This window comes from Photorhabdus australis DSM 17609, from assembly GCF_000711895.1.
In the GTDB taxonomy this organism is placed as follows: domain Bacteria; phylum Pseudomonadota; class Gammaproteobacteria; order Enterobacterales; family Enterobacteriaceae; genus Photorhabdus; species Photorhabdus australis.
Genome location: NZ_JONO01000037.1, coordinates 34,813 through 57,571 on the forward strand (window position 1 = coordinate 34,813; position 22,759 = coordinate 57,571).

Below are 22,759 nucleotides of genomic sequence, written 5' to 3' on the forward strand. Positions count from 1 at the left end.
AATGTTTCACATGGATAGATTTAATGTGATTTTTGATATTGACGGAGTCATTGTTGACAGTGAGCAGCTGCACTTTGATGTTCTTTGTGATTTGGCTCCTGACTACACACAGCATGTACAACCACAGCAACTAATTGGTCTGAGTTTAGAGGAAACGCTGGATTACATTGGAGTTCCTGCTCAGCAACAAAAAGAGATCACCGCCCAAATTGTTGCTGTTTATAAGGATAAGTTGTCTAAAAGTTATCTTCGTCCGGGAATTTCTGGGCTGATATCGGCTTTACAACAGCATAATATCCCTTTTGGCTTTGTTTCTACTGCGCCGAGGGAAGTATGTCTGGCTAATATTGGATTGTTGGAGCTGAGTGAAAGCCCGGCTTTGATCTCTGGCGACGATGTTGTGAAAACCAAACCTCATCCCGATCCTTATCTTGCTATGTTGAAATTGAAGTCTATGGATGTTCATCAGACATTAGTGATTGAAGATACAGATTTAGGGATTACAGCTGCAACACGGGCAGGTATTTCCTATGTATATGCCTGGCCTCATGCGTTATCTGTTGCAGAGCAATATCAGCAAGCAACCCGTATTATTGGGGCGCTGACAGATATTCCGCAATTTTCTAAGATTGATTTTGCGTAACTTAATGCCCTCCATTATTAATCATATCGGAGGGCATTTTTATTGACATAGAAGGAACATGAGTTGTCTGATCAGAATATTGTCTCTTTGGTAAAACAGCCCATCATGGCGACCCGCGCCGCTTTTTTTATTGCTGGTTTTAGCCTTGCAAGTTGGGCTCCCCTCATTCCTTTAGCTAAAGAACGCCTGCAACTTGATAATGGTGCGATGGGGCTACTGATGCTGGCATTTGGTGTTGGTTCTTTCATTATGATGCCGATGGCTGGAATGCTAGCAACCCGTTTCGGATGCCGACAAATTTTCACTTTATGTACCTTGTTGGTGTTAGTGATGTTGCCAGGGCTAAGCGTATTACCTACACCGCTGACGCTGGCTTGTGCTCTATTTATCTTTGGTACTGGCATTGGTGCAATGGATGTTGTGGTAAATATCCATGCTGTCATGATTGAGAAAATGGCTCGGCGTCCAATTATGTCTGGTTTTCATGCGTTGTTCAGTCTGGGGGGAATAGCGGGTGCTGGCTCGGTTAGTGCATTATTGTCTCTGGGAGTATCACCTTTTCAGGTGATGATCATGGCGGTGCTACCTATTATTCTGTTGCTGCTGCCGGCATGGAGTGGATTATTAAACGAAGCAGAATCGGGTAATACACCATTCTTTGCTGTACCCCGCGGAGTTGTTATTTTGTTGGGCTTTCTCTGTTTTGTTGCCTATATTATGGAAGGATCAATGCTGGATTGGAGCGGTATATTATTAACCAGCGTGCATAATATTAGCAGCCATCAGGCTGGGATAGGTTATACCCTTTTTGCTATTGCTATGACATCTGGTCGCTTTTTGGGTGATAGGATCATTGCCCTTTATGGACACAGACGAGTTTTTATCTGTAGTGCTTTATTAGCGACTTCTGGATTTATCCTTATTTACTCAGCATCAACAGCAATAATACTGGGACTTTCTTTCTTAATGGTTGGAGCTGGATTATCTAATATCGCTCCAATGCTTTTTACCGCTTCTGGCCAACAAAAAATTATGCCTGATTCGCTGGCGGTTGCCGCAGTTTCTACCATGGGATATTCAGGGATCTTGCTAGGGCCTGCAATTATTGGTGGATTAGCGCATATTGTGACATTACATGGTGCTTTTGCTTGTGTTGCTTTACTCTCTGTTTCCTTACTTGCAGGATATAAATTTATTCATTCAAGCGGAAGATAATAGAAGGAGTTTCTATGAGTTTGTCACAATATCATTGGATTAATGAACCAGCTGATTGGCAATGTGGAAGCGACTGGCTTGATGTCACTACAGATCATAAAACCGACTTTTGGCAACAAACATGGTATGGCTTTGAACGTCATAATGGTCATGTTTTTGGTCGTTATATTGAGGATGATTTCACCTTTCAACTCTGTATTGAAGGATGTTTTGAACATTTATACGATCAAGCGGGAATCATGTTATTAATAGATGAGAAACATTGGCTAAAAGGGGGTGTTGAATATTCTGATGGTCAGGCCACGATTGGCAGTGTACTCACTCGTCATCATTCTGATTGGTCTATGGGAATATTTCCCGGTAACTGCAATAAATTCTGGTTACGCCTGACCTGTGAAGAAGGATATTTAAGACTGCAATATTCTATTGATGGTTTACTATGGCCACTATTAAGACTGTCTCCTTTTTTTGAAGATAAACAACCCGTCTTTGTTGGCGCAATGTGTTGTTCTCCAGAACGTCAAGGGTTACAGGTGCGGTTTTCTGATTTCAGATTTACGCCGCCAATAAAAAAACCATTGCATGATTTAAGTTAAATGGAGCCATTTTCGGAAAATTATCTCCACTAAGACAGGCTTTAAAACACCCGAAGCAATATGCTTCGGGTGTGATATATCAAAGTCAGATGCTTAAGCCCTTTCTAAAATAAAACCGGTAAAGTCAGCGGTTTCTCCGTCTGGTCGATGGCCAACTTGGTCTTTTAACAAGTAAACGCGTAAAAGTCCTTCTTGATCTGTGCTTAATTCTACTGAGCCAGTTGTAAAATTGGTGCTGTTTACAGCAAAAGAGTTTGGACCATCTGTACGACTCTGTAAACCAAAATAAGCTGATGAGGCCCATTCTGCTGAAACGCGCGCTGTACCTGTTAGCTTATATTTAGTGTTAGGTTCCAATCCTTCTATAATTTGATCAATGACGCCAGAACCCGTAACGCTTTGGATTCTGATAAAGTAAATACCATCTTCAGATAAAATATTTACTGATTCAGGGGCTGGGATTCTCCAGCCGTTATATCCCTCTTCGAATGAACCGTTAACCAATTCTTTATAAGAGTGTTTCTTATTATCAGAATAATCTTCGTTATTCAGGATTTCTTGTACGTTCATATATTAGTCCTTTTTAAATGAATAGAAATTAGTTTGATTTCTTTAATCGCTTTGTTTTTCGGGGGGCACTTTATCAATAATAGGATAATACTCAATTGTATTTTTTGTTGGTGGTGAGTTGTAATTTGTATGAATTAATAAAAGAATAAATGAGTTATAAGTGATTAATTTGATCTTTTTAAGCGTTTTATTGTTCGAAAATAACCTTATCAATGATTGGAGAATATTAAATTGTGTTTTTCATTAAATAACTTTGCATAATATTGCCTCTCTTTTACTGTTCATCTTTATCCCTAGGAAGAGTGAATCAGCGGATATAAATTAATTGACTTTTTCCAGCCATTGCTACGTATATTGGCAATTATTGGTAACTTATGATTTCAGATAATAGTCTCAGGTGAATAAACCGGTAAAAACAGCAAATAAAATTGAGTTTTTTTCAATTCATTCGCCGCTCAACAGAAGAACAACACAAAATATTTCAGCCATCAGAGTATACCCAATAGATTTCAAGATGCATAAGGTATAGAACTCATTAAAAGAAAAGTATCAGATTATCAGCTTGATAACTTTGAAGAATTGCTTCAAGCCAGAATCGACTCGATTGAAATTATTGTTGCTTCCGGTCACTTTCACAACGAGATGAGACGATTTATACCCGCACCTATATACAACAGAAGTGTAGGACAAGAGGCATTTTCCACTTATTTGATGACGAGCTTAAAGGCGTTGTTAACCACTGTGAAGAAGAGTCTGTATTCTTCAGGAGACAACACCGTTCCATTCAAGTTATAACGATTACATGTATTTTATGGCAGCTCTGGCACCCTAGACTAAAATACCGCATTGCTGCCACTGAGCCGTTTGCCATGAATACGACTTAAGGGTTCCTTCTATTTCCTCTGTTTGTTGAATCAGTATCAGCCAGTCTTCATAGAGTTGTTTCAAAACCCTGCGTGCAATAGCAGTTAATCCATTATTTACGTCCTCAAGTGCTTCAGGCAGCGGAGCATTACGGAAAAACGATGCCATATTCTGCTGCCAATTCTCCGATTTGACTAGAGATAGATAGCAACGCGTTTTTAAACTATAACTGTCGTACATTAGATCTGAGCTAATACAGGTAAAGCCTTAGTGATTCTTAACAGGAAATTATATTCGTAAAGAAAGGCAATAGAATTTTTTATTGCTTGATGATCTCTTATTTTATATTCATCAATAATGAGTTGTAATTTTTCAGACAACTCAAGAATATTACCTGATTTATAAATCTCACCATTTAAATTATTAATAATATCGCTTGGACCACACTGGCAATCTGAACTTATACAGTAGATACCATAAGATATTGCTTCCGCTAATACCATACCAAAGCCTTCATATTTTGATGTTAAAATAAAAGCGGATACTTCTTTTATATTATCCATCACAAATTCCCAAAAATGATCTCTCCAACCATGCCAAATAATATTGTTATTTATATTGAGTTATGAAGATAGTTCTCTTAAATAACCCTCATCATCTCCAGAACCTACCATATGTAACTCCCAATGACCATGCAATTGTGAAAGAGCTAAAAAGAGTTCAGTTAAATTTTTCGACTTATAAGCAAGAATTCTTCCAACATATAAAAATCTAGCTATGTGTTTTGGTTGAAGAATTATAAAGGGATTCATTTTGATAGGATTAAAAATAAGATGAAGCTTCTCTGGTTTTATTCCAAAGGATAACATTTGATCTCTTAAACCAGAACTGATAACAAGGTGCTCGTCGGCACAGCATAAATATTTAATTTTCTGTGGGGTAGGATTCCTAATTGAAGTATGCAGCCAAGAATAGGTTTTTGCCGGGAAATTAATCTTTTCACAGGAAAGTCAAGTAATATTACAAGATGTCGTGTCTAAACTTATTATAATCTCAGGATAAAATCTTTCTAATATCAAAGATAATTCACATGCAATATTCTGGCGAGATTTATCACTGTTTGACATTAAAGAGACATGTTGAGCATTGGATAACCAAGCACGATTTTCAATTCTGTTTATCTCATTTAGAGATATAAATATGAAATTAATTTCAATATTGGCAAGGTCAAGCAAATTTATTAAATTTGAACATACCGTTTCTACCCCGCCATATCCATTCAAGAAAATATCATGGTATATTATAAATATATTTTTCACTATTAATCCCTTATTGAATTAACCAAAAGCGCTCTTGTACTTTTATTTCACTAATAGAAAGATGGTATTTTTCCAATGGAATTAAAAGATTTGATTCATTCCCAAACAGAGGTTCTAGTTGAGAATCATAAAACAGAATGTTTTGCATTTTTTCTTTTAAATCAATATCCACCAATATAGCACGCATATCAAATTTATTATTTCGTAATAAAGCATTTTCCAAACTATCGGGATTAACAATAGGGTATTCACCTAAAACATAGGGAAAATCTTCATAAAGTAATATTTTTAACTTATGTGAGCCTTTTATATTATGCACAAGATTATTTATTATAATGTGGTCTACATGTCGACCTATTCCCAAAGGGGCATAGATATAATCAGGTTGATAATTTAGCAATATTTTATCAATGAGATCTTGAGCAATATCGGATGCATAATCTGATTTATGTACTAAGCCACTATAAATCGCGGCAGAATTCTTATACATAGGTTCACCGTATTGATCGATTCTGTAAATGCAATCTAAAATTTTACCATGTATTGGAATGGCTGATAATTTATTGCAAAAAGCAATATCCTCATTAGCTCGTTTTGAATACAATTTTATAAATGAATTCATATTATCATTACTCTCAGAGCGTAAGTAATGAGATGTAAGATTTTCGTCATATTCAGTAAAAAATGTTAAAACAACCACCTGTTGATTTTCTGAAACTAATTTATGTATTAAGCCACCAGTGCTTAAAGCCGCATCATCTAAATGGGGGATAGAAATAAATGTATTATTTTAAATCTCCATACAAAGGCTGTTATATTTTATTTCCATGAGTACGATGTAAATAGCGGCTAAATCAATGCGTATTCCATCTCTGTTTTTTATAAAATCTGAATTATTAATATTTGGCTTTTCTTTGGACTGGACTCTTTCATCATCGGCATAAAATTCTTTCATTATATCAAACCAACTAGCATGAATTCTTTCTGCCGCAATTTCTATTATACTGTCACTGTGACCTAATATTGTCATTAAATCTGAAAAAATGGCATCGTTTGTAGAAAGTAACATCTCATAATTGAAATTGTCGGATGCAATATTGTCATCGTATAAATAAATATTTTTCATAACTTCCGATATAATACTCAAGTCGCTCTTGATTAGCCTCTTTTCAAACTTCTTCTCTTTTTCTGTGAATGCTTGATAAGGTTTTAAAAAATTAACTTGCAAGTTGTACTCAATTTCAAGTTTTGTGATTGAATCTTGCGTAGCAGTTCTATGCTCCCGAGTTAAAAATTACTGTCCCATGACAATTTAATTTTGTTTGTTCGATTAATTCATGTCGGCACTCTTCAATAAGTTCAGTAACCTTTTTAGATTGTTGCGATAAAGATCGCCCTGGAGTTACCCCAAGCGTGTCTAAATACATATTGGGGCTGTCCTAGATAGCGATTATATTTTTCCCTTAACTATTTGTTTTAGAATATGTAATTGGTCTTTTACACCCGGTGTATTAAATCTCCACTCACATTCCTTGAGAAAGAGCTCAAAATGTTCCTTTGGTATGCCATTAAATTTACGCATATGACGTTTGGCTTGGTTCCAAAAGTTCTCTATCCCATTGATATGGTTTTGACCATTTTTAGCGTCTACAAACTCCGTGCTATGGTTAATTCGATAGTGTTTAAAATTGGACACGTCCAGCACATCATAGCGGGCAAAATTGTCTGTGTAGACCAGGCTGTCAGGCTTAATTTTCGCTGTGGTTATCGGAATCAAGGTATCGGATTTGGCGTTAGGTATTAGGCGGGTGTAGACCTTACCACCTCGCTTGAGAAGCCCGAAAACAGGGACTTTTCCGGCTGAACCTCGCCCGCGTTTTCCCTTACGTTTACCCCCAAAATAGCTTTCGTCTATCTCGACTTCACCTTCAAACATGGAGTGTTCATCGACATAATCAGCGATAAGGACTCTGAGGCGGTGAAAATAGTAAGCTGAAGTCGTTTTGTTGACCCCCACTAACTCAGCCGCAGTGCGAGCTGTAGCCCCTGCCACAAAGAGCTCCTGAAGACGTTTTTGCTTGTATTGGCTAATCCGACTTTTTCTCATTTGGATACCCTAGATCAAATGACTTATCTAGGACAGCCCCTATTTCTTTTATTTCAAATTTTTCCAAATAAAATAATCTAAACTTCCTATATCACGCTTATAAAAATCATTGATTAGGACATAATTCTCTTCCGTTATATCTTCATAAACTAGGGTTACTCCATTCTCCATTATTTTGTCCCATCATTTATATTGGTAGCAATTGCTTATCATTTTCAGTTTATATTCATTTCCAAGTATATGAATCATGAAATATTGTATTTTATGACCTGTATCATAATTTAAAGACACAACAGGATAAAAAACTGCGATTATTTATCCTGAAAAATTAAATTGAAGTCTCCATCAATCATGCAAGAATACGGATAAAAATAGGGACTTTAAAGAGAATAATCTTTCATAAATTCTATGTGATGGGACTTTAAATAAAATAATCACATTAACAAGCCCCCTGTATTAAATACGATGAGCTATTTCTGCATACCGAATAATATCCTTTACATAACCAAGGTGATTTTGCCGGTACCAAGTTCATGGAATACTTGATCATCAATGTATATTCCAATGCGCATGAACGCTGCTTGAATCACTGTACGATCAGCTATCCTGTGACTATTCTCCTCCCGGCTATACACGAAGATTCTCACTTCATTGGCTGTCGCGTTCATGCCTGACAAAGCTGACACGAACCTCAGTGGGCAGAACGACGAGTTCTGCCGCTTTTACTGAAACAACACCAACATTCAAAGGTCAAATATGTACTACGATACGTTTACCATCAGGAAGTTGAACATCAAGGCTTAATTCTCCACCTAACGCTGCAACGTAGCGTTTCAATGTCGAAAGTTTAGGGTTATTACCAGGCTGTTCTATTTTAGCAATAGTCGGTTGCTTGACCCCAAGTGCAATTGCCAGCTCAGTTTGTGAAACATCAAGAGCCTCACGGATCTGATAAAGCCCTATCTCTCGTTTCATTTCATCAACTTTTTTAGCAATTCTATGGCGGCTTTCAGGGCTGCGTTTTTCAAGCAACTCATCAAGTGTAGTCATATTTCTCTCTCCAGTTCTGCTAGATACTTCTTAAATTCAGCACCAGCAAGCTTGATCATATCCTTAATATAACTGTTTTTCATTTAGCTTAGTTTTTCCATTTGGCCGGGGCCTGATCATAACCAAATCAAGTTCAATATTTATACATGAAAAAGCTGACACCCTCGCGCAAAACACCAATTTTCTTGACTATAGATTTTTATCTATATAGCATTAAACCTATATTGAGTAAGGAGTAGTTATGTGGGCTATCGAAACGACGGACACCTTTGATGCATGGTTCGATGCTTTGGATGACACCGACAGGGCCAATATGCTAGCTTCAATAATAGCACTTCAGGAAAGAGGCCCTATGTTGCCCAGGCCATACGCAGATACTGTGAACGGTTCATTCCACAGTAACATGAAAGAATTACGTGTCCAAAGCAAAGGCGACCCGCTCCGAGCATTCTTTGCGTTCGACCCCAAACGGAGAGGAATTTTGCTTTGCGCCGGTAACAAAACCGGAAACGAGAAACGGTTTTATGAAACAATGATTCCGATTGCTGACCGTGAATTTACAGCACATTTGGAAAAATTAAAGAAGGAATAAACACTATGGCAAGAACTCTTGATCAAATATTAGCAAACGAAAAGCCCGAAGTTGTTGCCAATGCACAAACTGCGGCAACAGAGATATTGCTAAACATCCATCTGGCAGAACTTCGTGAGCGGGTACAAAAAACCCAAGGAGAAATAGCTTTGGCTCTTGGTATCAAGCAACCTACGGTTTCTGACATGGAGAAGCTTGGCCGTGACTTGAAATTGTCTTCCCTCAAACGTTACGTTGAGGCAACCGGTAGCAAGCTGCGTCTCGATATCGAGTTACCCGACGGTACCCATTACGGATTTTCCATTTAACCATAAATGCTCCACGGATATATTCAAGATCAATGTCCGCATCGACTTTTTTATGCTCCAGATGATTGTGAGGAATAAGATCTTCAAGTGAACTCTTTTCGGAAAGAAAAAGCTGGGGAGAGAATTTTTAGCGTGAAGGCAAGTTCCATTTTGTGAACGAAACTCGATTAAAACAGAGCACCAAGTAAAAATTGGCACGTTATCAACAAGTTGAAATGCCCTCCAAAAAAGAGGGCATGTAATTAGCTATCCTGTTCTAAGAATTACTTCTTATCGCCACCAAAACCAGCATTCAGCAGTTCTGCCAGATTCGCAGTTGCTTCATCTACACTGACCTGCGGTGCTTCAGAAGCTTCGTTCAACTGACGACGACGCATACGATCCCGATGATAAGCATAGCCAGTACCCGCTGGAATCAGACGACCTACGATGACGTTCTCTTTCAAACCACGCAGTTCATCACGTTTGCCAGCAACCGCTGCTTCCGTCAGTACGCGGGTCGTTTCCTGGAACGATGCCGCAGAGATGAAGGATTCTGTTGCCAGAGACGCTTTAGTAATACCCAACAGATCACGGCCATAAGTAGCAGGGACTTTACCCTCCTGTTCCAGCTTACGGTTTGCCACTTTAACGCGGGCATACTCAACCTGTTCGCCTTCCAGGAACTCAGAACTACCTGCACTTTCGATGGTTGCTTTACGCAGCATTTGACGAACGATAACCTCAATGTGTTTATCGTTAATCTTAACCCCTTGCAAGCGGTAAACTTCCTGAACTTCGTTAGTAATGTAACGGGTAACGGCATGAACACCACGCAAGCGCAGAATGTCATGTGGAGACTCTGGACCATCAGAGATCACGTCACCACGTTCAACAACTTCACCTTCGAATACGTTGAGCTGACGCCATTTAGGGATCATCTCTTCGTAAGCATCACCACCATCTAATGGGGAGATAACCAGACGGCGTTTACCCTTGGTTTCTTTACCGAAGGAGACAATACCGCTGACTTCAGCCAGGATAGCAGGCTCTTTCGGACGACGCGCTTCGAACAAGTCAGCAACGCGTGGCAAACCACCGGTAATATCTTTCGTACCGCCAGATTCCTGAGGAATACGTGCTAACGTATCACCCGCCGAGATGCTTACACCATCATCCAATTGAACAATTGCTTTACCTGGCAGGAAGTATTGAGCCGGTATGTCAGTACCTGGGATCAATACATCATCACCATTGGCATTAACAATTTTCAGTGCCGGACGCAAGTCTTTACCACTACCGGTACGCTCTGCACTATCCAGAACAACCAATGAAGACAAACCTGTCAGCTCATCAGTCTGACGAGTAATAGTCTGACCATCTATCATGTCAGCAAAACGGATGATACCGGATACTTCACTGACAACTGGCATGGTATGTGGATCCCAGTTAGCAACAGTTTCTCCGCCATTAACTGCTTCGCCATCACCTTTACCCAGTACCGCACCATAAGGGACTTTATAACTTTCTTTAGTACGGCCAAATTCGTCGATCAGACACAGTTCAGTGTTACGGGAAGTAATCACCAGCTTGCCTGCGGAGTTCATCACAGATTTAGCATTAAACAGTTTCAAGCTACCTTTATTACGGACTTGAATACTGGATTCTGCTGCTGCACGAGATGCCGCACCACCGATATGGAATGTACGCATCGTCAGCTGTGTACCCGGCTCACCGATGGACTGAGCCGCAATAACACCAACAGCTTCACCTTTATTGATGATGTGTCCGCGAGCAAGGTCACGACCATAACAGTTTGCACAAACACCAAAGTCAGTTTCACAACTTACAACAGAACGTACTTTAATGCTGTCAACGGAGCTCTCTTCTAACAGATCACACCATTTTTCATTCAGCAAGGTGTTACGTGGAACCAGAATGTCAGCCGTACCTGGTTTCAGAACATCTTCCGCCGTCACACGACCCAATACACGCTCACGCAGTGGCTCTTTAACATCACCACCTTCAATGACCGGTGTCATCAAGATACCGTCGTGCGTGCCACAATCGTCTTCTGTAACAACCAGATCTTGTGCAACGTCAACCAGACGGCGAGTCAAGTAACCAGAGTTCGCCGTTTTCAGTGCCGTATCCGCCAGACCTTTACGAGCACCGTGGGTCGAGATGAAGTACTGGAGTACGTTCAAACCTTCACGGAAGTTTGCCGTAATTGGGGTTTCGATGATGGAACCGTCTGGTTTAGCCATCAAGCCACGCATACCCGCCAACTGACGGATCTGAGCAGCAGAACCACGCGCACCGGAGTCAGCCATCATAAAGATGCTGTTGAAAGAAACTTGTTGTTCCTCTTCACCGTCACGGTTAATCACTGTCTCGGTAGACAGGTTTTCCATCATTGCCTTAGCAACACGCTCGTTTGCTGCGGCCCAGATATCGATAACCTTGTTATAACGTTCGCCGGCTGTTACCAGACCTGACTGGAACTGTTCCTGAATTTCAGCAACTTCTGCTTCCGCTTCTGCAATGATCCCCGCTTTTTTCTCTGGGATAACCATGTCGTCGATACCAACTGATGCACCTGAACGTGCAGCGTAGGCAAAACCGGTATACATGATTTGGTCAGCGAAGATAACTGTTGGTTTCAGGCCCATCACACGGTAACAAGTGTTCAGCATTTTAGAGATAGCTTTTTTACCCAATGGTTGGTTAACCAGAGAGTAAGGCAGACCTCTTGGTACGATCATCCACAGGATTGCACGACCAATGGTAGTATCAACCAAACCAGTGTTGGTAGTGATATTACCCTCACCATCTTTCACTTCTTCCGTGATACGGACTTTAACGCGGGCATGCAGAGAAGCCAGACCCGCACGATATACGCGTTCAGCTTCTTTAGGTCCAGTCAATACCATGCCTTCGCCTTTAGCGTTAACACAGTCACGAGTCATGTAATACAGACCCAAAACAACGTCTTGAGATGGAACGATGATTGGCTCACCACTCGCTGGAGACAAGATGTTGTTGGTGGACATCATCAGTGCACGCGCTTCTAACTGGGCTTCCAGTGTCAGCGGTACGTGAACAGCCATTTGGTCACCGTCGAAGTCGGCGTTATAGGCCGCACATACCAGTGGGTGCAACTGAATCGCTTTACCTTCGATCAGAACCGGTTCAAATGCCTGAATACCCAAACGGTGAAGTGTCGGCGCACGGTTCAGTAGAACCGGGTGTTCACGAATAACTTCATCCAGAATATCCCAAACAACCGCCTCTTCACGTTCAACCATCTTCTTGGCGGCTTTAATGGTGGTCGCCAAACCACGCAATTCCAGCTTTCCGTAGATGAACGGCTTGAACAGCTCCAGTGCCATCTTTTTAGGCAGACCACACTGATGCAGACGCAGATAAGGACCTACGGTGATTACAGAACGACCGGAATAGTCAACACGTTTACCCAACAAGTTCTGACGGAAACGGCCCTGTTTACCCTTGATCATATCGGCCAGGGATTTCAGAGGGCGCTTGTTAGAACCCGTAATTGCACGACCGCGACGACCGTTATCCAGCAAGGCATCTACCGCTTCTTGCAACATACGTTTTTCGTTGCGAACGATGATATCTGGTGCCGCTAGATCCAGCAGACGTTTCAAACGGTTGTTACGGTTAATAACACGGCGATAGAGATCATTCAGATCCGAAGTAGCAAAACGGCCACCATCCAATGGAACCAGTGGACGTAAATCCGGCGGCAGAACTGGCAGAACCGTCAGAACCATCCATTCGGGTTTGTTACCAGACTGAATAAATGCTTCCAATAGCTTAATACGTTTGGTCAGCTTCTTACGTTTAGTTTCAGAGTTAGTTTCATTTAACTCTTCACGCAGCGTTTCACACTCATTTTCCAGATCGAGATTTTTCAGCAAAGACTGGATAGCTTCTGCACCCATCTTCGCATCGAACTCATCACCAAACTCTTCCAGTGCATCCAGATATTGCTCTTCTGTCAGGATCTGACTGCGTTCCAGGCTGGTCATACCGCCTTCTACAACCACATAGGATTCGAAGTACAGTACGCGCTCAATATCACGCAGTGGCATATCCAGCAACAAACCGATGCGGGATGGTAATGATTTCAGGAACCAAATGTGTGCGGTTGGAGAAGCCAATTCGATGTGCCCCATACGTTCACGACGAACTTTAGTCTGGGTAACTTCTACGCCACACTTCTCACAAATCACACCACGGTGTTTCAGACGCTTGTATTTACCACACAAGCACTCATAATCTTTTACCGGCCCGAAAATACGGGCGCAGAAAAGGCCGTCACGCTCAGGTTTGAACGTGCGGTAGTTAATAGTTTCCGGCTTTTTCACTTCACCAAACGACCACGAACGGATCATATCTGGTGAGGCCAGAGCAATTTTGATCGCATCAAACTCTTCGGTCTTAGTTTGCGCTTTCAGAAACTTCAATAAGTCTTTCACGAAATGGCTCCTGTCGGAGTTAGACCTGTCAGGAGAGCGACCCATGTCACTCCCCCCTATAACCAGTGCAACCACTGGCTGGTAAACTGCCCGTCATATCCATTCAGGGCAGTACCAGCGGGAATACGATTTACTCGTCTTCCAGCTCGATGTTGATACCCAGAGAGCGGATCTCTTTCAACAATACGTTAAAGGACTCCGGCATACCTGGTTCCATCTGGTGGTTGCCATCCACGATGTTTTTATACATCTTGGTACGGCCGTTAACATCGTCGGACTTGACGGTGAGCATTTCCTGCAAGGTGTATGCAGCACCATATGCTTCCAATGCCCACACTTCCATCTCACCGAAGCGTTGACCACCGAACTGCGCTTTACCCCCCAGCGGTTGCTGAGTAACCAAGCTGTACGAACCGGTTGAACGAGCGTGCATCTTGTCATCCACCAAGTGGTTCAGTTTCAACATATACATGTAACCAACTGTAACCTGACGTTCGAATTGTTCACCGGTACGACCGTCAAACAGGGTAATCTGACCAGAAGTTGGCAAGTCACCCAGTTTCAGCAGCTCTTTAATTTCTTTCTCTTTCGCACCATCAAACACCGGTGTCGCAATTGGCATGCCTTTTTTCAGGTTTTCTGCCAGACGAAGAACTTCTTCATCAGAGAAAGTGTTCAGATCAACTTTTTGACGGGTTTCATCACCCAAGTCATAAGCTTTCTGGATAAATTCACGCAGTTTGGCAACTTCCTGCTGCTGTTTCAGCATTGCATTGATCTTGTCACCAATACCTTTCGCAGCCATGCCCAAGTGAGTTTCCAGGATCTGACCAATGTTCATACGTGATGGTACGCCCAGCGGGTTCAGTACGATGTCTACCGGAGTACCGTTTTCATCGTAAGGCATATCTTCGATCGGGTTGATCTTGGAGATAACCCCCTTGTTACCATGGCGACCCGCCATCTTATCACCAGGCTGAATCTGACGTTTAACCGCCAGATAAACCTTAACGATTTTCAGTACGCCAGGTGCTAGATCATCGCCTTGAGTGATCTTACGACGTTTAGCATCCAGTTTTTTCTCGAACTCAGCTTTCAGTTCGTCATACTGCTCAGCTAACTGTTCCAACTGATTCTGTTTCTCTTCATCAGCCAGACCCAGTTCCAACCAACGCTCACGAGGTAGTTTGTCAAGTTTCTCAGCTTCTATGCCACCAGAAACCAATACAGAACGGATACGTGCGAACAACCCTGCTTCAAAGATTTGCAACTCTTCTGTCAGGTCTTTCTTAGCCTGACGCAATTGCATCTCTTCAATTTCCAGAGCACGCTTGTCTTTTTCTACACCGTCACGGGTAAATACCTGTACGTCGATAACTGTACCGGATACGCCATTTGGTACGCGCAGAGAAGAGTCTTTAACATCAGACGCTTTCTCACCGAAGATAGCACGCAGGAGTTTTTCTTCTGGCGTCAGTTGGGTTTCACCTTTAGGTGTCACTTTACCAACCAGAATGTCACCGCCAGTAACTTCTGCTCCAATATAAACAATACCGGATTCATCCAATTTAGAGAGTGCAGCTTCACCCACGTTAGGGATGTCAGCCGTGATCTCTTCAGGCCCTAATTTGGTATCACGAGATACGCAAGCCAGTTCCTGGATATGAATGGTTGTAAAGCGATCTTCTTGGACAACACGCTCAGAAACTAAGATGGAGTCCTCAAAGTTATAACCATTCCACGGCATGAACGCTACGCGCATGTTTTGGCCGAGCGCGAGTTCACCCAAGTCAGTGGATGGGCCATCAGCCAGTACATCACCACGTTCCACCGGCTCGCCCAGAGAGACACACGGCATCTGGTTAATACAGGTGTTCTGGTTAGAACGGGTATATTTAGTCAGGTTATAAATATCAATACCTGCTTCACCTGAATACATCTCATCTTCGTTTACTTTGATAACGATACGAGATGCATCAACGTACTGAACCACACCACCGCGTTTAGCTACAGAAGTTACCCCTGAGTCAACCGCTACTGCGCGCTCCATGCCTGTACCGACCAGCGGCTTATCAGCACGCAGCGTAGGAACAGCTTGACGTTGCATGTTTGCACCCATCAATGCACGGTTTGCGTCATCGTGTTCCAAGAATGGGATCAAGGAAGCACCAACGGAAACCACCTGCTGGGTAGAAACGTCCATATATTCAACTTGTTCACGGTTGAATAAGCTGGATTCACCAAAGTTACGGCAGGTTATCAGATCTTCAACAAAGTGGCCTTCATCATCCAATACGGTGTTTGCCTGTGCGATAACGAAGTTACCTTCTTCAATCGCAGACAGATAATGAATTTCATCAGTGACAACACCATCACGAACTAGACGATATGGGGTTTCAAGGAAACCATACTCATTAGTCTGCGCATAAACCGACAATGAGTTAATCAGACCGATGTTCGGACCTTCCGGGGTTTCGATTGGACATACACGGCCATAGTGCGTTGGATGTACGTCACGCACTTCGAAGCCCGCACGCTCACGAGTCAAACCACCTGGACCCAACGCAGAGATACGGCGTTTGTGGGTAATTTCAGAAAGCGGGTTGTTTTGGTCCATAAACTGAGATAGCTGGCTGGAACCAAAGAATTCTTTCACTGCAGCTGAAATCGGCTTAGCGTTGATCATATCCTGAGGCATCAGAGTGTCCAGATCACCCAGAGACAGACGCTCTTTAACTGCGCGCTCAACACGTACCAAACCAACACGGAACTGGTTTTCTGCCATCTCACCAACAGAACGGATACGACGGTTACCTAAGTGGTCAATATCATCGACTTCACCTTTACCGTTACGGATATCAATGAGTTTCTTCATGACATCAATGATGTCATTTTTACTCAGAATACCAGAACCTTCGACTTCTTCCCGGCTCAATGAGCGGTTGAATTTCATACGACCAACCGCAGAAAGATCATAACGATCTTCTGAGAAGAACAGATTTTCAAACAGATTTTCTGCTGCTTCACGGGTCGGCGGCTCACCAGGACGCATCATGCGGTAAATCTCAACCAAAGCACCCAAACGGTCATTAGTTGGATCAACACGAAGTGTCTCGGAAATATATGCACCGTGATCTAAATCGTTGGTGAACAATGTTTCGATAGATTTGTGACCAGCCTGGCTCAAACGTGCCAGCAGATCTAAAGAGAGCTCCATGTTGGCAGCACAGATAATTTCACCTGTATTGACATCAATGTAGTCTTTTGCAACAACTTTACCCGCGATGTATTCAACAGGAACCTCAATACGATTCACGTCGTCTTTTTCTAACTGGCGGATATGACGTGCGGTAATACGACGGCCTTTTTCAACATAAACCTTGCCGTTTGCTTCAATATCAAAAGAAGCGGTTTCACCGCGCAAACGTTCTGGCACCAGAGTCATTTGCAGTCTGTTGTCACGAATTTCGAAAATCGTTTTACTGAAGAACAGGTTCAAAATCTCTTCAGTGCTGTAATCCATTGCACGCAGAATAATTGTTGCCGGCAATTTACGACGGCGGTCAATACGTACAAATAGGTTATCTTTTGGATCGAATTCGAAATCTAACCAGGAACCACGGTAAGGGATAATGCGTGCGTTATACAGAACCTTACCGGATGAGTGAGTTTTACCCTTATCGCTGTCAAAGAATACACCAGGACTACGATGTAACTGGGAAACAATAACCCTTTCAGTACCGTTGATAACAAAAGTACCGTTGTCAGTCATGAGTGGAATTTCACCCATGTAGACTTCTTGTTCTTTAATGTCTTTGACCGTGCCTTCCGGTGCTTCACGTTCATAGATAACCAGACGCAATTTAACGCGCAGAGGTGCAGAATAAGTTACACCGCGAATCTGGCACTCTTTAACATCAAACACTGGCTCACCAAGACGGTAGCTCACGTATTGCAGCTCCGAACTGCCACTGTAGCTCTGAATTGGGAATACAGAACGGAATGCTGCTTCTAAACCATTCTGGCCTTCTGGATCTTGCTCGATAAACTTCTGGAACGAGTCAAGTTGGATAGAAAGGAGATAAGGTACGTCCAAAACTTGCGGACGCTTACCAAAATCCTTACGAATACGTTTTTTCTCGGTATAGGAGTAAACCATAGGGTTCCTCAGCTCGCTGATCAGTGACCCACTCTGCCCGTCCTAAAAGGACAGATCTTTACGACACTATTTTTCGAACAGAAAATTGAATTATTTTCCGTAATACTCATTACTATTACTCTTAAATCATTTCATTGCGTTACCTTACTACCGAGCTACCCGAGTGGATCGTAGCTGAGAACGCAGTATATTAAGTCGTCAATAGGAAAAAGTATTCGGGGTTAACTAGTAGCCAAATAGTGGAAATGCTACTAATACCCTACAGCGCAAAAAGGCTGGTGACCAAAAAATCACCAGCCGTCAGCCTCTAAAGTCAGGCTGCTAACTTAAAACTGAACTTACTTGATCTCAACAGAAGCGCCTGCTTCTTCCAGAGATTTTTTCAGTGCTTCAGCGTCATCTTTGCTGATGCCTTCTTTCAGTACAGCTGGAGCGCTTTCAACCAGATCTTTCGCTTCTTTCAGACCTAAGCCGGTTGCACCGCGTACTGCTTTAATAACAGCAACTTTGTTGCCGCCAATAGCAGACAGAACGACGTCAAACTCAGTTTTTTCTTCAACAGCTTCAGCCGCACCAGCAACAACAGCTACCGCTGCCGCAGCAGAAACGCCGAATTTCTCTTCCATTGCAGTGATCAGCTCAACAACATCCATAACGGACATTGTGGCAACTGTGTCCAGAATTTGTTCTTTAGTGATAGACATAACAAGTGTTCCTAAAATTCAGAAATAATTTATACGTTAAAAAGCACGAAGGAGACTTGGCGATTAAGCCGCTTCTCTCTTCTCGCGTAACGCAGCCAGAGTACGAACCAGTTTGCCTGCAACGGCTTCTTTCATGGTGGACATCAGGCGTGCGATTGCTTCTTCGTAAGTCGGGAGTGTCGCCAAACGGTCAATATTGGCCGCAGAGATAAACTCACCTTCAAAGGCTGCTGCTTTAATCTCGAATGCTGGATTCGCTTTCGCGAACTCTTTGAACAGACGAGCAGCAGCGCCCGGATGTTCGTTAGAGAAAGCAATCAAGGTTGGACCAACAAACGCTTCTTTCAGGCACTCATAGGCAGTACCTTCAACAGCACGGCGGATCAATGTGTTACGAACAACACGAACGTAAACGCCAGCTTCGCGACCTGCTTTACGCAGTTCAGTCATTTTATCTACAGTAACGCCACGAGAATCCGCAACTACTGCAGACAGCGCGCCTTTGGCTACTTCGCTGACTTCAGCAACAATCGCTTGTTTGTCTTGAAGATTTAGTGCCATTAGCTTCTTGCTCCTGGATTAACCGGGAAGACCCGGAACTCACATCACTCATAACACGACAAAGGTGCCTGAGCTCTAAAACACGGTGAGCAGAATCCAGAAATAAATTTCATTTGGCTCTGTCACCGTCTACGCAGGAATATTAAGTAATCGATTACACCTGCGGTCTTGGACGGGGCTTGGATTAGGCCAAGCTCCAACCGAAAATTTTTTGTTCAACTAATAAATAATCTACCAGCCAAACATAAGGCGCCAAATTTTAGACAAATCTGACGCCAAGGTAAAGCAATAATCCCTTTCAGCTCAAATTAAGCTGAAGCGGCCAGACCAGATTGGTCAATTGCTACACCTGCGCCCATAGTCGTGGACAGGCTAACTTTCTTAATGTAAGCACCCTTAGCAGAAGATGGTTTTGCTTTTTTCAGCGCAACCAGTAAAGCTTCCAGGTTTTCTTTCAGTTTGTCAGCGTCGAAGTCAACTTTACCAATGGTAGTATGGATAATGCCGTTTTTGTCATTACGGTAACGAACCTGACCCGCCTTAGCATTCTGAACAGCTTCAGCGACATTAGGCGTTACAGTACCCACTTTAGGGTTTGGCATCAGACCACGTGGACCCAAAACTTGGCCCAACTGGCCAACAACGCGCATCGCATCTGGAGATGCAATAACAACGTCAAAGTTCATTTCGCCTTTTTTAATCTGCTCAGCCAGGTCTTCCATACCTACCAGCTCAGCGCCAGCCGCTTTAGCAGCTTCAGCGTTTGCGCCTTGGGTAAATACAGCTACGCGAACAGAACGGCCAGTACCATGAGGCAATACAGTTGCACCACGGACGTTTTGATCAGATTTACGAGCGTCGATGCCGAGGTTAACAGCAACGTCAACGCTTTCTACGAATTTAGCGGTAGCCAATTCTTTCAGAAGAGCAACAGCTTCGTTAATGTCATATTGTTTAGTTGCATCAACTTTTTCGCGGATTGTGCGCATGCGCTTGGTCAGTTTAGCCATCGATTAACCCTCCACTACCAGGCCCATGGAACGAGCAGTACCTTCAATTGAACGCATCATTGCTTCAACGCTGGCACCTGTCATATCCGCAGCTTTAGTTTCAGCAATTTCACGAACCTGCGCGCTGGTTACTTTACCAACTTTGTCTTTGTTCGGTTTGCCGGAACCTGATTTAATGCCCGCTGCTTTCTTCAGCAGAACCGCCGCTGGTGGGGTCTTAGTAACGAAAGTGAAAGAACGATCAGAATAAACAGTGATCACAACAGGAATTGGCAGACCTTTTTCAATGCTGTCAGTTTTAGCATTGAACGCCTTACAGAATTCCATGATGTTAACACCTTGCTGACCCAGAGCAGGACCTACTGGAGGGCTCGGGTTAGCCATACCAGCCGCAACCTGCAGCTTGACATAGGCTTGTACTTTCTTAGCCATTGATAATTTCCTCTATGTGGGTGATATCGCCTTTTAAAAGGCTCCCCTGTTATTTCAGCCCTGCCTTTTCAGGCCAAGCACTAAAAACAAAAGGCGCGAAATTGTATGTTAATTTCCCGCCTATTACAAGTCAGAGAAGATACAGCTAAAAATTAAACTTTCTCTACCTGACTGAAATCCAGCTCAACCGGTGTCGCGCGACCAAAGATAGAAACTGATACCTTCAGGCGGCTCTTCTCGTAGTCGACTTCTTCCACAACACCATTGAAGTCTGCGAATGGACCATCGCTGACACGAACCATTTCGCCTGGCTCGAACAATGTTTTTGGCCGTGGTTTGTCACCAACCTGTTGAAGACGATTCATAATCGCATCAACTTCTTTATCGCTGATTGGTGCCGGACGGTCAGATGTGCCACCGATAAAGCCCATGACGCGTGGTACGCTGCGAACAAGATGCCATGTCGCATCGTTCATAATCATTTGTACCAGCACATATCCAGGGAAGAATTTACGTTCACTTTTGCGACGCTGGCCGCTACGAATCTCAACAACTTCCTCTGTTGGCACCATCACTTCGCCAAAAGAATCTTCCATATCATGCAATTTGATATGTTCACGTAAAGATTGTGCAACTCTACCTTCAAACCCGGAAAATGCCTGTATAACATACCAACGTTTTTTTGGGGAATCTGACATCTTAGAACCTCAGGCCTGTAATAAATGAAACTAAACGCACCAAGATACCGTCAAGACCCCATAGGATCAAAGACATCAATGCAGTGACTGCCGCAACAATCAAAGTTGTATGCAGCGCTTCCTGGCGAGTTGGCCAAATAACTTTACGCATTTCAATGCGGGCTTCGCGGGCGAAAGCCAATGTGGTTTTCCCTTTCGCAGTCCAGAGCGCAACTGCTCCCGCAAGAGCAACAATAACAACAACCGCCATCGCGCGTAGAGGAAGGCTATACTCCCGATAAAGGTAGTTTCCAACGATAGCAACCGTTAATAAGGCTGCCACTAATAGCCATTTCATTACCTCAAGACTACGCCTGCTTTCTTGAGCATCGCTATTCGCACTCATAAACCAACCTGTAACTATGATTTAAATAGATAGCCAGCTTGCCTCGCAAGAGCAAAACAAATCAGACCGAACCAAAAAATTTGAGTGATTGTATCTGACTTGGCGCCATAATTCAGTATGGCATTACATATCTGAGAGATATATAGCCAATTCGTTGCATCAGAGCCTATCTCACCAATAATTAAAAACAACCATTGATGAGATAGGTTCTTTATAAAACAACGTGCAAAAAGGGCATCTGTTGATGCCCTTTTAGAGTAATCACATCAAAAATTATGCGATAACTTTAGCAACAACACCAGCACCTACTGTACGGCCACCTTCACGGATAGCGAAACGCAGACCCTGATCCATCGCGATTGGTGCAATCAGGGTAACTTTCATCTGAATGTTATCACCTGGCATTACCATTTCTACGCCTTCTGGCAATTCAATTGTGCCGGTCACGTCAGTTGTACGGAAGTAGAACTGTGGACGGTAGCCTTTGAAGAATGGAGTATGACGGCCACCTTCGTCTTTGCTCAGAATATAAACTTCTGATTCAAATGTGGTGTGTGGCTTGATTGAACCTGGTTTTGCCAGTACCTGCCCACGTTCGATTTCGTCACGTTTGGTACCACGCAGCAGAACACCGACGTTCTCACCCGCACGACCTTCGTCCAGCAGTTTGCGGAACATTTCTACACCCGTACAAGTGGTCTTCGCCGTCTCTTTGATACCCACGATTTCAACTTCTTCACCCACTTTAACGATACCACGCTCTACACGACCGGTTACCACTGTACCACGGCCTGAGATAGAGAATACGTCTTCGATTGGTAGCAGGAATGGCTGGTCAACTGCGCGCTCTGGTTCTGGGATGTAACTGTCCAGGGCTTCTGCCAGCTCAAGGATTTTATCTTCCCACTCTGCTTCACCTTCCAGCGCTTTCAGAGCAGAACCACGGATAACTGGCGTATCATCGCCTGGGAAATCATACTGAGACAGCAGTTCACGAACTTCCATCTCTACCAGTTCCAGCAGCTCTTCGTCGTCTACCATGTCACATTTGTTCAGGAATAC

The 22,759-nt window shown here is 43.0% G+C and carries 23 protein-coding genes; 5 read left to right on the forward strand and 18 right to left on the reverse strand.

The window, feature by feature from the left end:
- Positions 1-10: 10 nt before the first annotated feature.
- The 3 genes from BO26_RS11985 to BO26_RS11995 all read left to right on the forward strand — a co-directional run bounded on the left by BO26_RS11985 (position 11) and on the right by BO26_RS11995 (position 2,454).
- A complete protein-coding gene (locus BO26_RS11985) occupies positions 11-643 on the forward strand; it encodes an HAD family hydrolase (RefSeq protein ID WP_036771629.1) in 633 nt (210 codons plus the stop codon).
- Positions 644-706: 63 nt separating this feature from the next.
- A complete protein-coding gene (locus BO26_RS11990; protein WP_036771631.1) occupies positions 707-1,858 on the forward strand; it encodes an MFS transporter in 1,152 nt (383 codons plus the stop codon).
- A 14-nt stretch (positions 1,859-1,872) separates the two neighbouring features.
- On the forward strand, positions 1,873-2,454 hold the full coding sequence (locus tag BO26_RS11995) for a DUF1349 domain-containing protein (protein WP_036771633.1): 582 nt from the start codon (positions 1,873-1,875) through the stop codon (positions 2,452-2,454).
- A 93-nt stretch (positions 2,455-2,547) separates the two neighbouring features.
- Here the strand turns inward: BO26_RS11995 and BO26_RS12000 are convergent, their stop codons facing one another.
- From BO26_RS12000 to BO26_RS12030, 9 genes are all read right to left on the reverse strand, one after another.
- Complete coding sequence (locus BO26_RS12000; RefSeq protein ID WP_036771635.1) at positions 2,548-3,024, reverse strand: carbohydrate binding domain-containing protein; 477 nt, start codon at positions 3,022-3,024, stop codon at positions 2,548-2,550.
- 828 nt (positions 3,025-3,852) lie between these two features.
- Positions 3,853-4,056, reverse strand: a complete 204-nt coding sequence (locus tag BO26_RS12005; protein WP_157835551.1) for a hypothetical protein — start codon at positions 4,054-4,056, stop codon at positions 3,853-3,855.
- 71 nt (positions 4,057-4,127) lie between these two features.
- Entirely contained in the window at positions 4,128-4,505 is a 378-nt protein-coding gene (locus tag BO26_RS24070; RefSeq protein WP_268870613.1) for a glycosyltransferase, read from the reverse strand.
- 6 nt (positions 4,506-4,511) lie between these two features.
- Complete coding sequence (locus BO26_RS24075) at positions 4,512-4,757, reverse strand: hypothetical protein (RefSeq protein WP_236637442.1); 246 nt, start codon at positions 4,755-4,757, stop codon at positions 4,512-4,514.
- A 141-nt stretch (positions 4,758-4,898) separates the two neighbouring features.
- A complete protein-coding gene (locus BO26_RS24080; RefSeq protein WP_236637443.1) occupies positions 4,899-5,207 on the reverse strand; it encodes a hypothetical protein in 309 nt (102 codons plus the stop codon).
- Between the two features lie 10 nt (positions 5,208-5,217).
- Positions 5,218-5,985, reverse strand: coding sequence for a PIG-L family deacetylase (locus tag BO26_RS12015; RefSeq protein WP_338049131.1), 768 nt, complete (start codon positions 5,983-5,985; stop codon positions 5,218-5,220).
- Positions 5,986-5,997: 12 nt separating this feature from the next.
- Positions 5,998-6,333: a hypothetical protein gene (locus tag BO26_RS12020; protein WP_477707026.1), complete on the reverse strand. Its 336-nt coding sequence runs from the start codon at positions 6,331-6,333 to the stop codon at positions 5,998-6,000.
- 324 nt (positions 6,334-6,657) lie between these two features.
- Positions 6,658-7,314 carry an IS1595 family transposase gene (locus tag BO26_RS12025; RefSeq protein ID WP_036771638.1) on the reverse strand — a complete coding sequence of 219 codons (657 nt, stop codon included), beginning with the start codon at positions 7,312-7,314 and terminating at the stop codon, positions 6,658-6,660.
- Positions 7,315-8,064: 750 nt separating this feature from the next.
- A complete protein-coding gene (locus BO26_RS12030; RefSeq protein ID WP_036771640.1) occupies positions 8,065-8,364 on the reverse strand; it encodes a helix-turn-helix domain-containing protein in 300 nt (99 codons plus the stop codon).
- A gap of 241 nt (positions 8,365-8,605) precedes the next feature.
- Here BO26_RS12030 and BO26_RS12035 point away from each other — a divergent pair, with 241 nt between their 5' ends.
- Positions 8,606-8,956: a type II toxin-antitoxin system RelE/ParE family toxin gene (locus BO26_RS12035; RefSeq protein ID WP_036771642.1), complete on the forward strand. Its 351-nt coding sequence runs from the start codon at positions 8,606-8,608 to the stop codon at positions 8,954-8,956.
- A 5-nt stretch (positions 8,957-8,961) separates the two neighbouring features.
- The gene (locus BO26_RS12040) at positions 8,962-9,264 is read left to right on the forward strand and encodes a helix-turn-helix domain-containing protein (protein ID WP_036771643.1); all 303 of its coding nucleotides are present in this window, start codon (positions 8,962-8,964) and stop codon (positions 9,262-9,264) included.
- A 263-nt stretch (positions 9,265-9,527) separates the two neighbouring features.
- Here the strand turns inward: BO26_RS12040 and rpoC are convergent, their stop codons facing one another.
- From rpoC to BO26_RS12085, 9 genes are all read right to left on the reverse strand, one after another.
- Positions 9,528-13,748 (reverse strand): DNA-directed RNA polymerase subunit beta', encoded by a 4,221-nt coding sequence (gene rpoC, locus BO26_RS12045; RefSeq protein WP_036771644.1) that lies wholly within the window; start codon positions 13,746-13,748, stop codon positions 9,528-9,530.
- A gap of 130 nt (positions 13,749-13,878) precedes the next feature.
- Complete coding sequence (gene rpoB, locus BO26_RS12050) at positions 13,879-17,907, reverse strand: DNA-directed RNA polymerase subunit beta (RefSeq protein ID WP_036771645.1); 4,029 nt, start codon at positions 17,905-17,907, stop codon at positions 13,879-13,881.
- 338 nt (positions 17,908-18,245) lie between these two features.
- Positions 18,246-18,611: a 50S ribosomal protein L7/L12 gene (gene rplL, locus BO26_RS12055; protein ID WP_036771646.1), complete on the reverse strand. Its 366-nt coding sequence runs from the start codon at positions 18,609-18,611 to the stop codon at positions 18,246-18,248.
- A 63-nt stretch (positions 18,612-18,674) separates the two neighbouring features.
- On the reverse strand, positions 18,675-19,172 hold the full coding sequence (gene rplJ, locus BO26_RS12060; RefSeq protein ID WP_036771647.1) for a 50S ribosomal protein L10: 498 nt from the start codon (positions 19,170-19,172) through the stop codon (positions 18,675-18,677).
- 308 nt (positions 19,173-19,480) lie between these two features.
- Positions 19,481-20,182: a 50S ribosomal protein L1 gene (gene rplA, locus BO26_RS12065; RefSeq protein WP_036771648.1), complete on the reverse strand. Its 702-nt coding sequence runs from the start codon at positions 20,180-20,182 to the stop codon at positions 19,481-19,483.
- A gap of 3 nt (positions 20,183-20,185) precedes the next feature.
- Positions 20,186-20,614, reverse strand: coding sequence for a 50S ribosomal protein L11 (gene rplK / locus BO26_RS12070; RefSeq protein ID WP_036771650.1), 429 nt, complete (start codon positions 20,612-20,614; stop codon positions 20,186-20,188).
- Between the two features lie 152 nt (positions 20,615-20,766).
- A complete protein-coding gene (gene nusG / locus BO26_RS12075) occupies positions 20,767-21,312 on the reverse strand; it encodes a transcription termination/antitermination protein NusG (RefSeq protein WP_012776537.1) in 546 nt (181 codons plus the stop codon).
- Between the two features lies 1 nt (position 21,313).
- Entirely contained in the window at positions 21,314-21,697 is a 384-nt protein-coding gene (secE, locus tag BO26_RS12080) for a preprotein translocase subunit SecE (RefSeq protein WP_036771654.1), read from the reverse strand.
- Positions 21,698-21,970: 273 nt separating this feature from the next.
- A partial coding sequence (locus BO26_RS12085; protein WP_036771660.1) for an elongation factor Tu occupies positions 21,971-22,759 on the reverse strand: 789 nt, incomplete at its 5' end.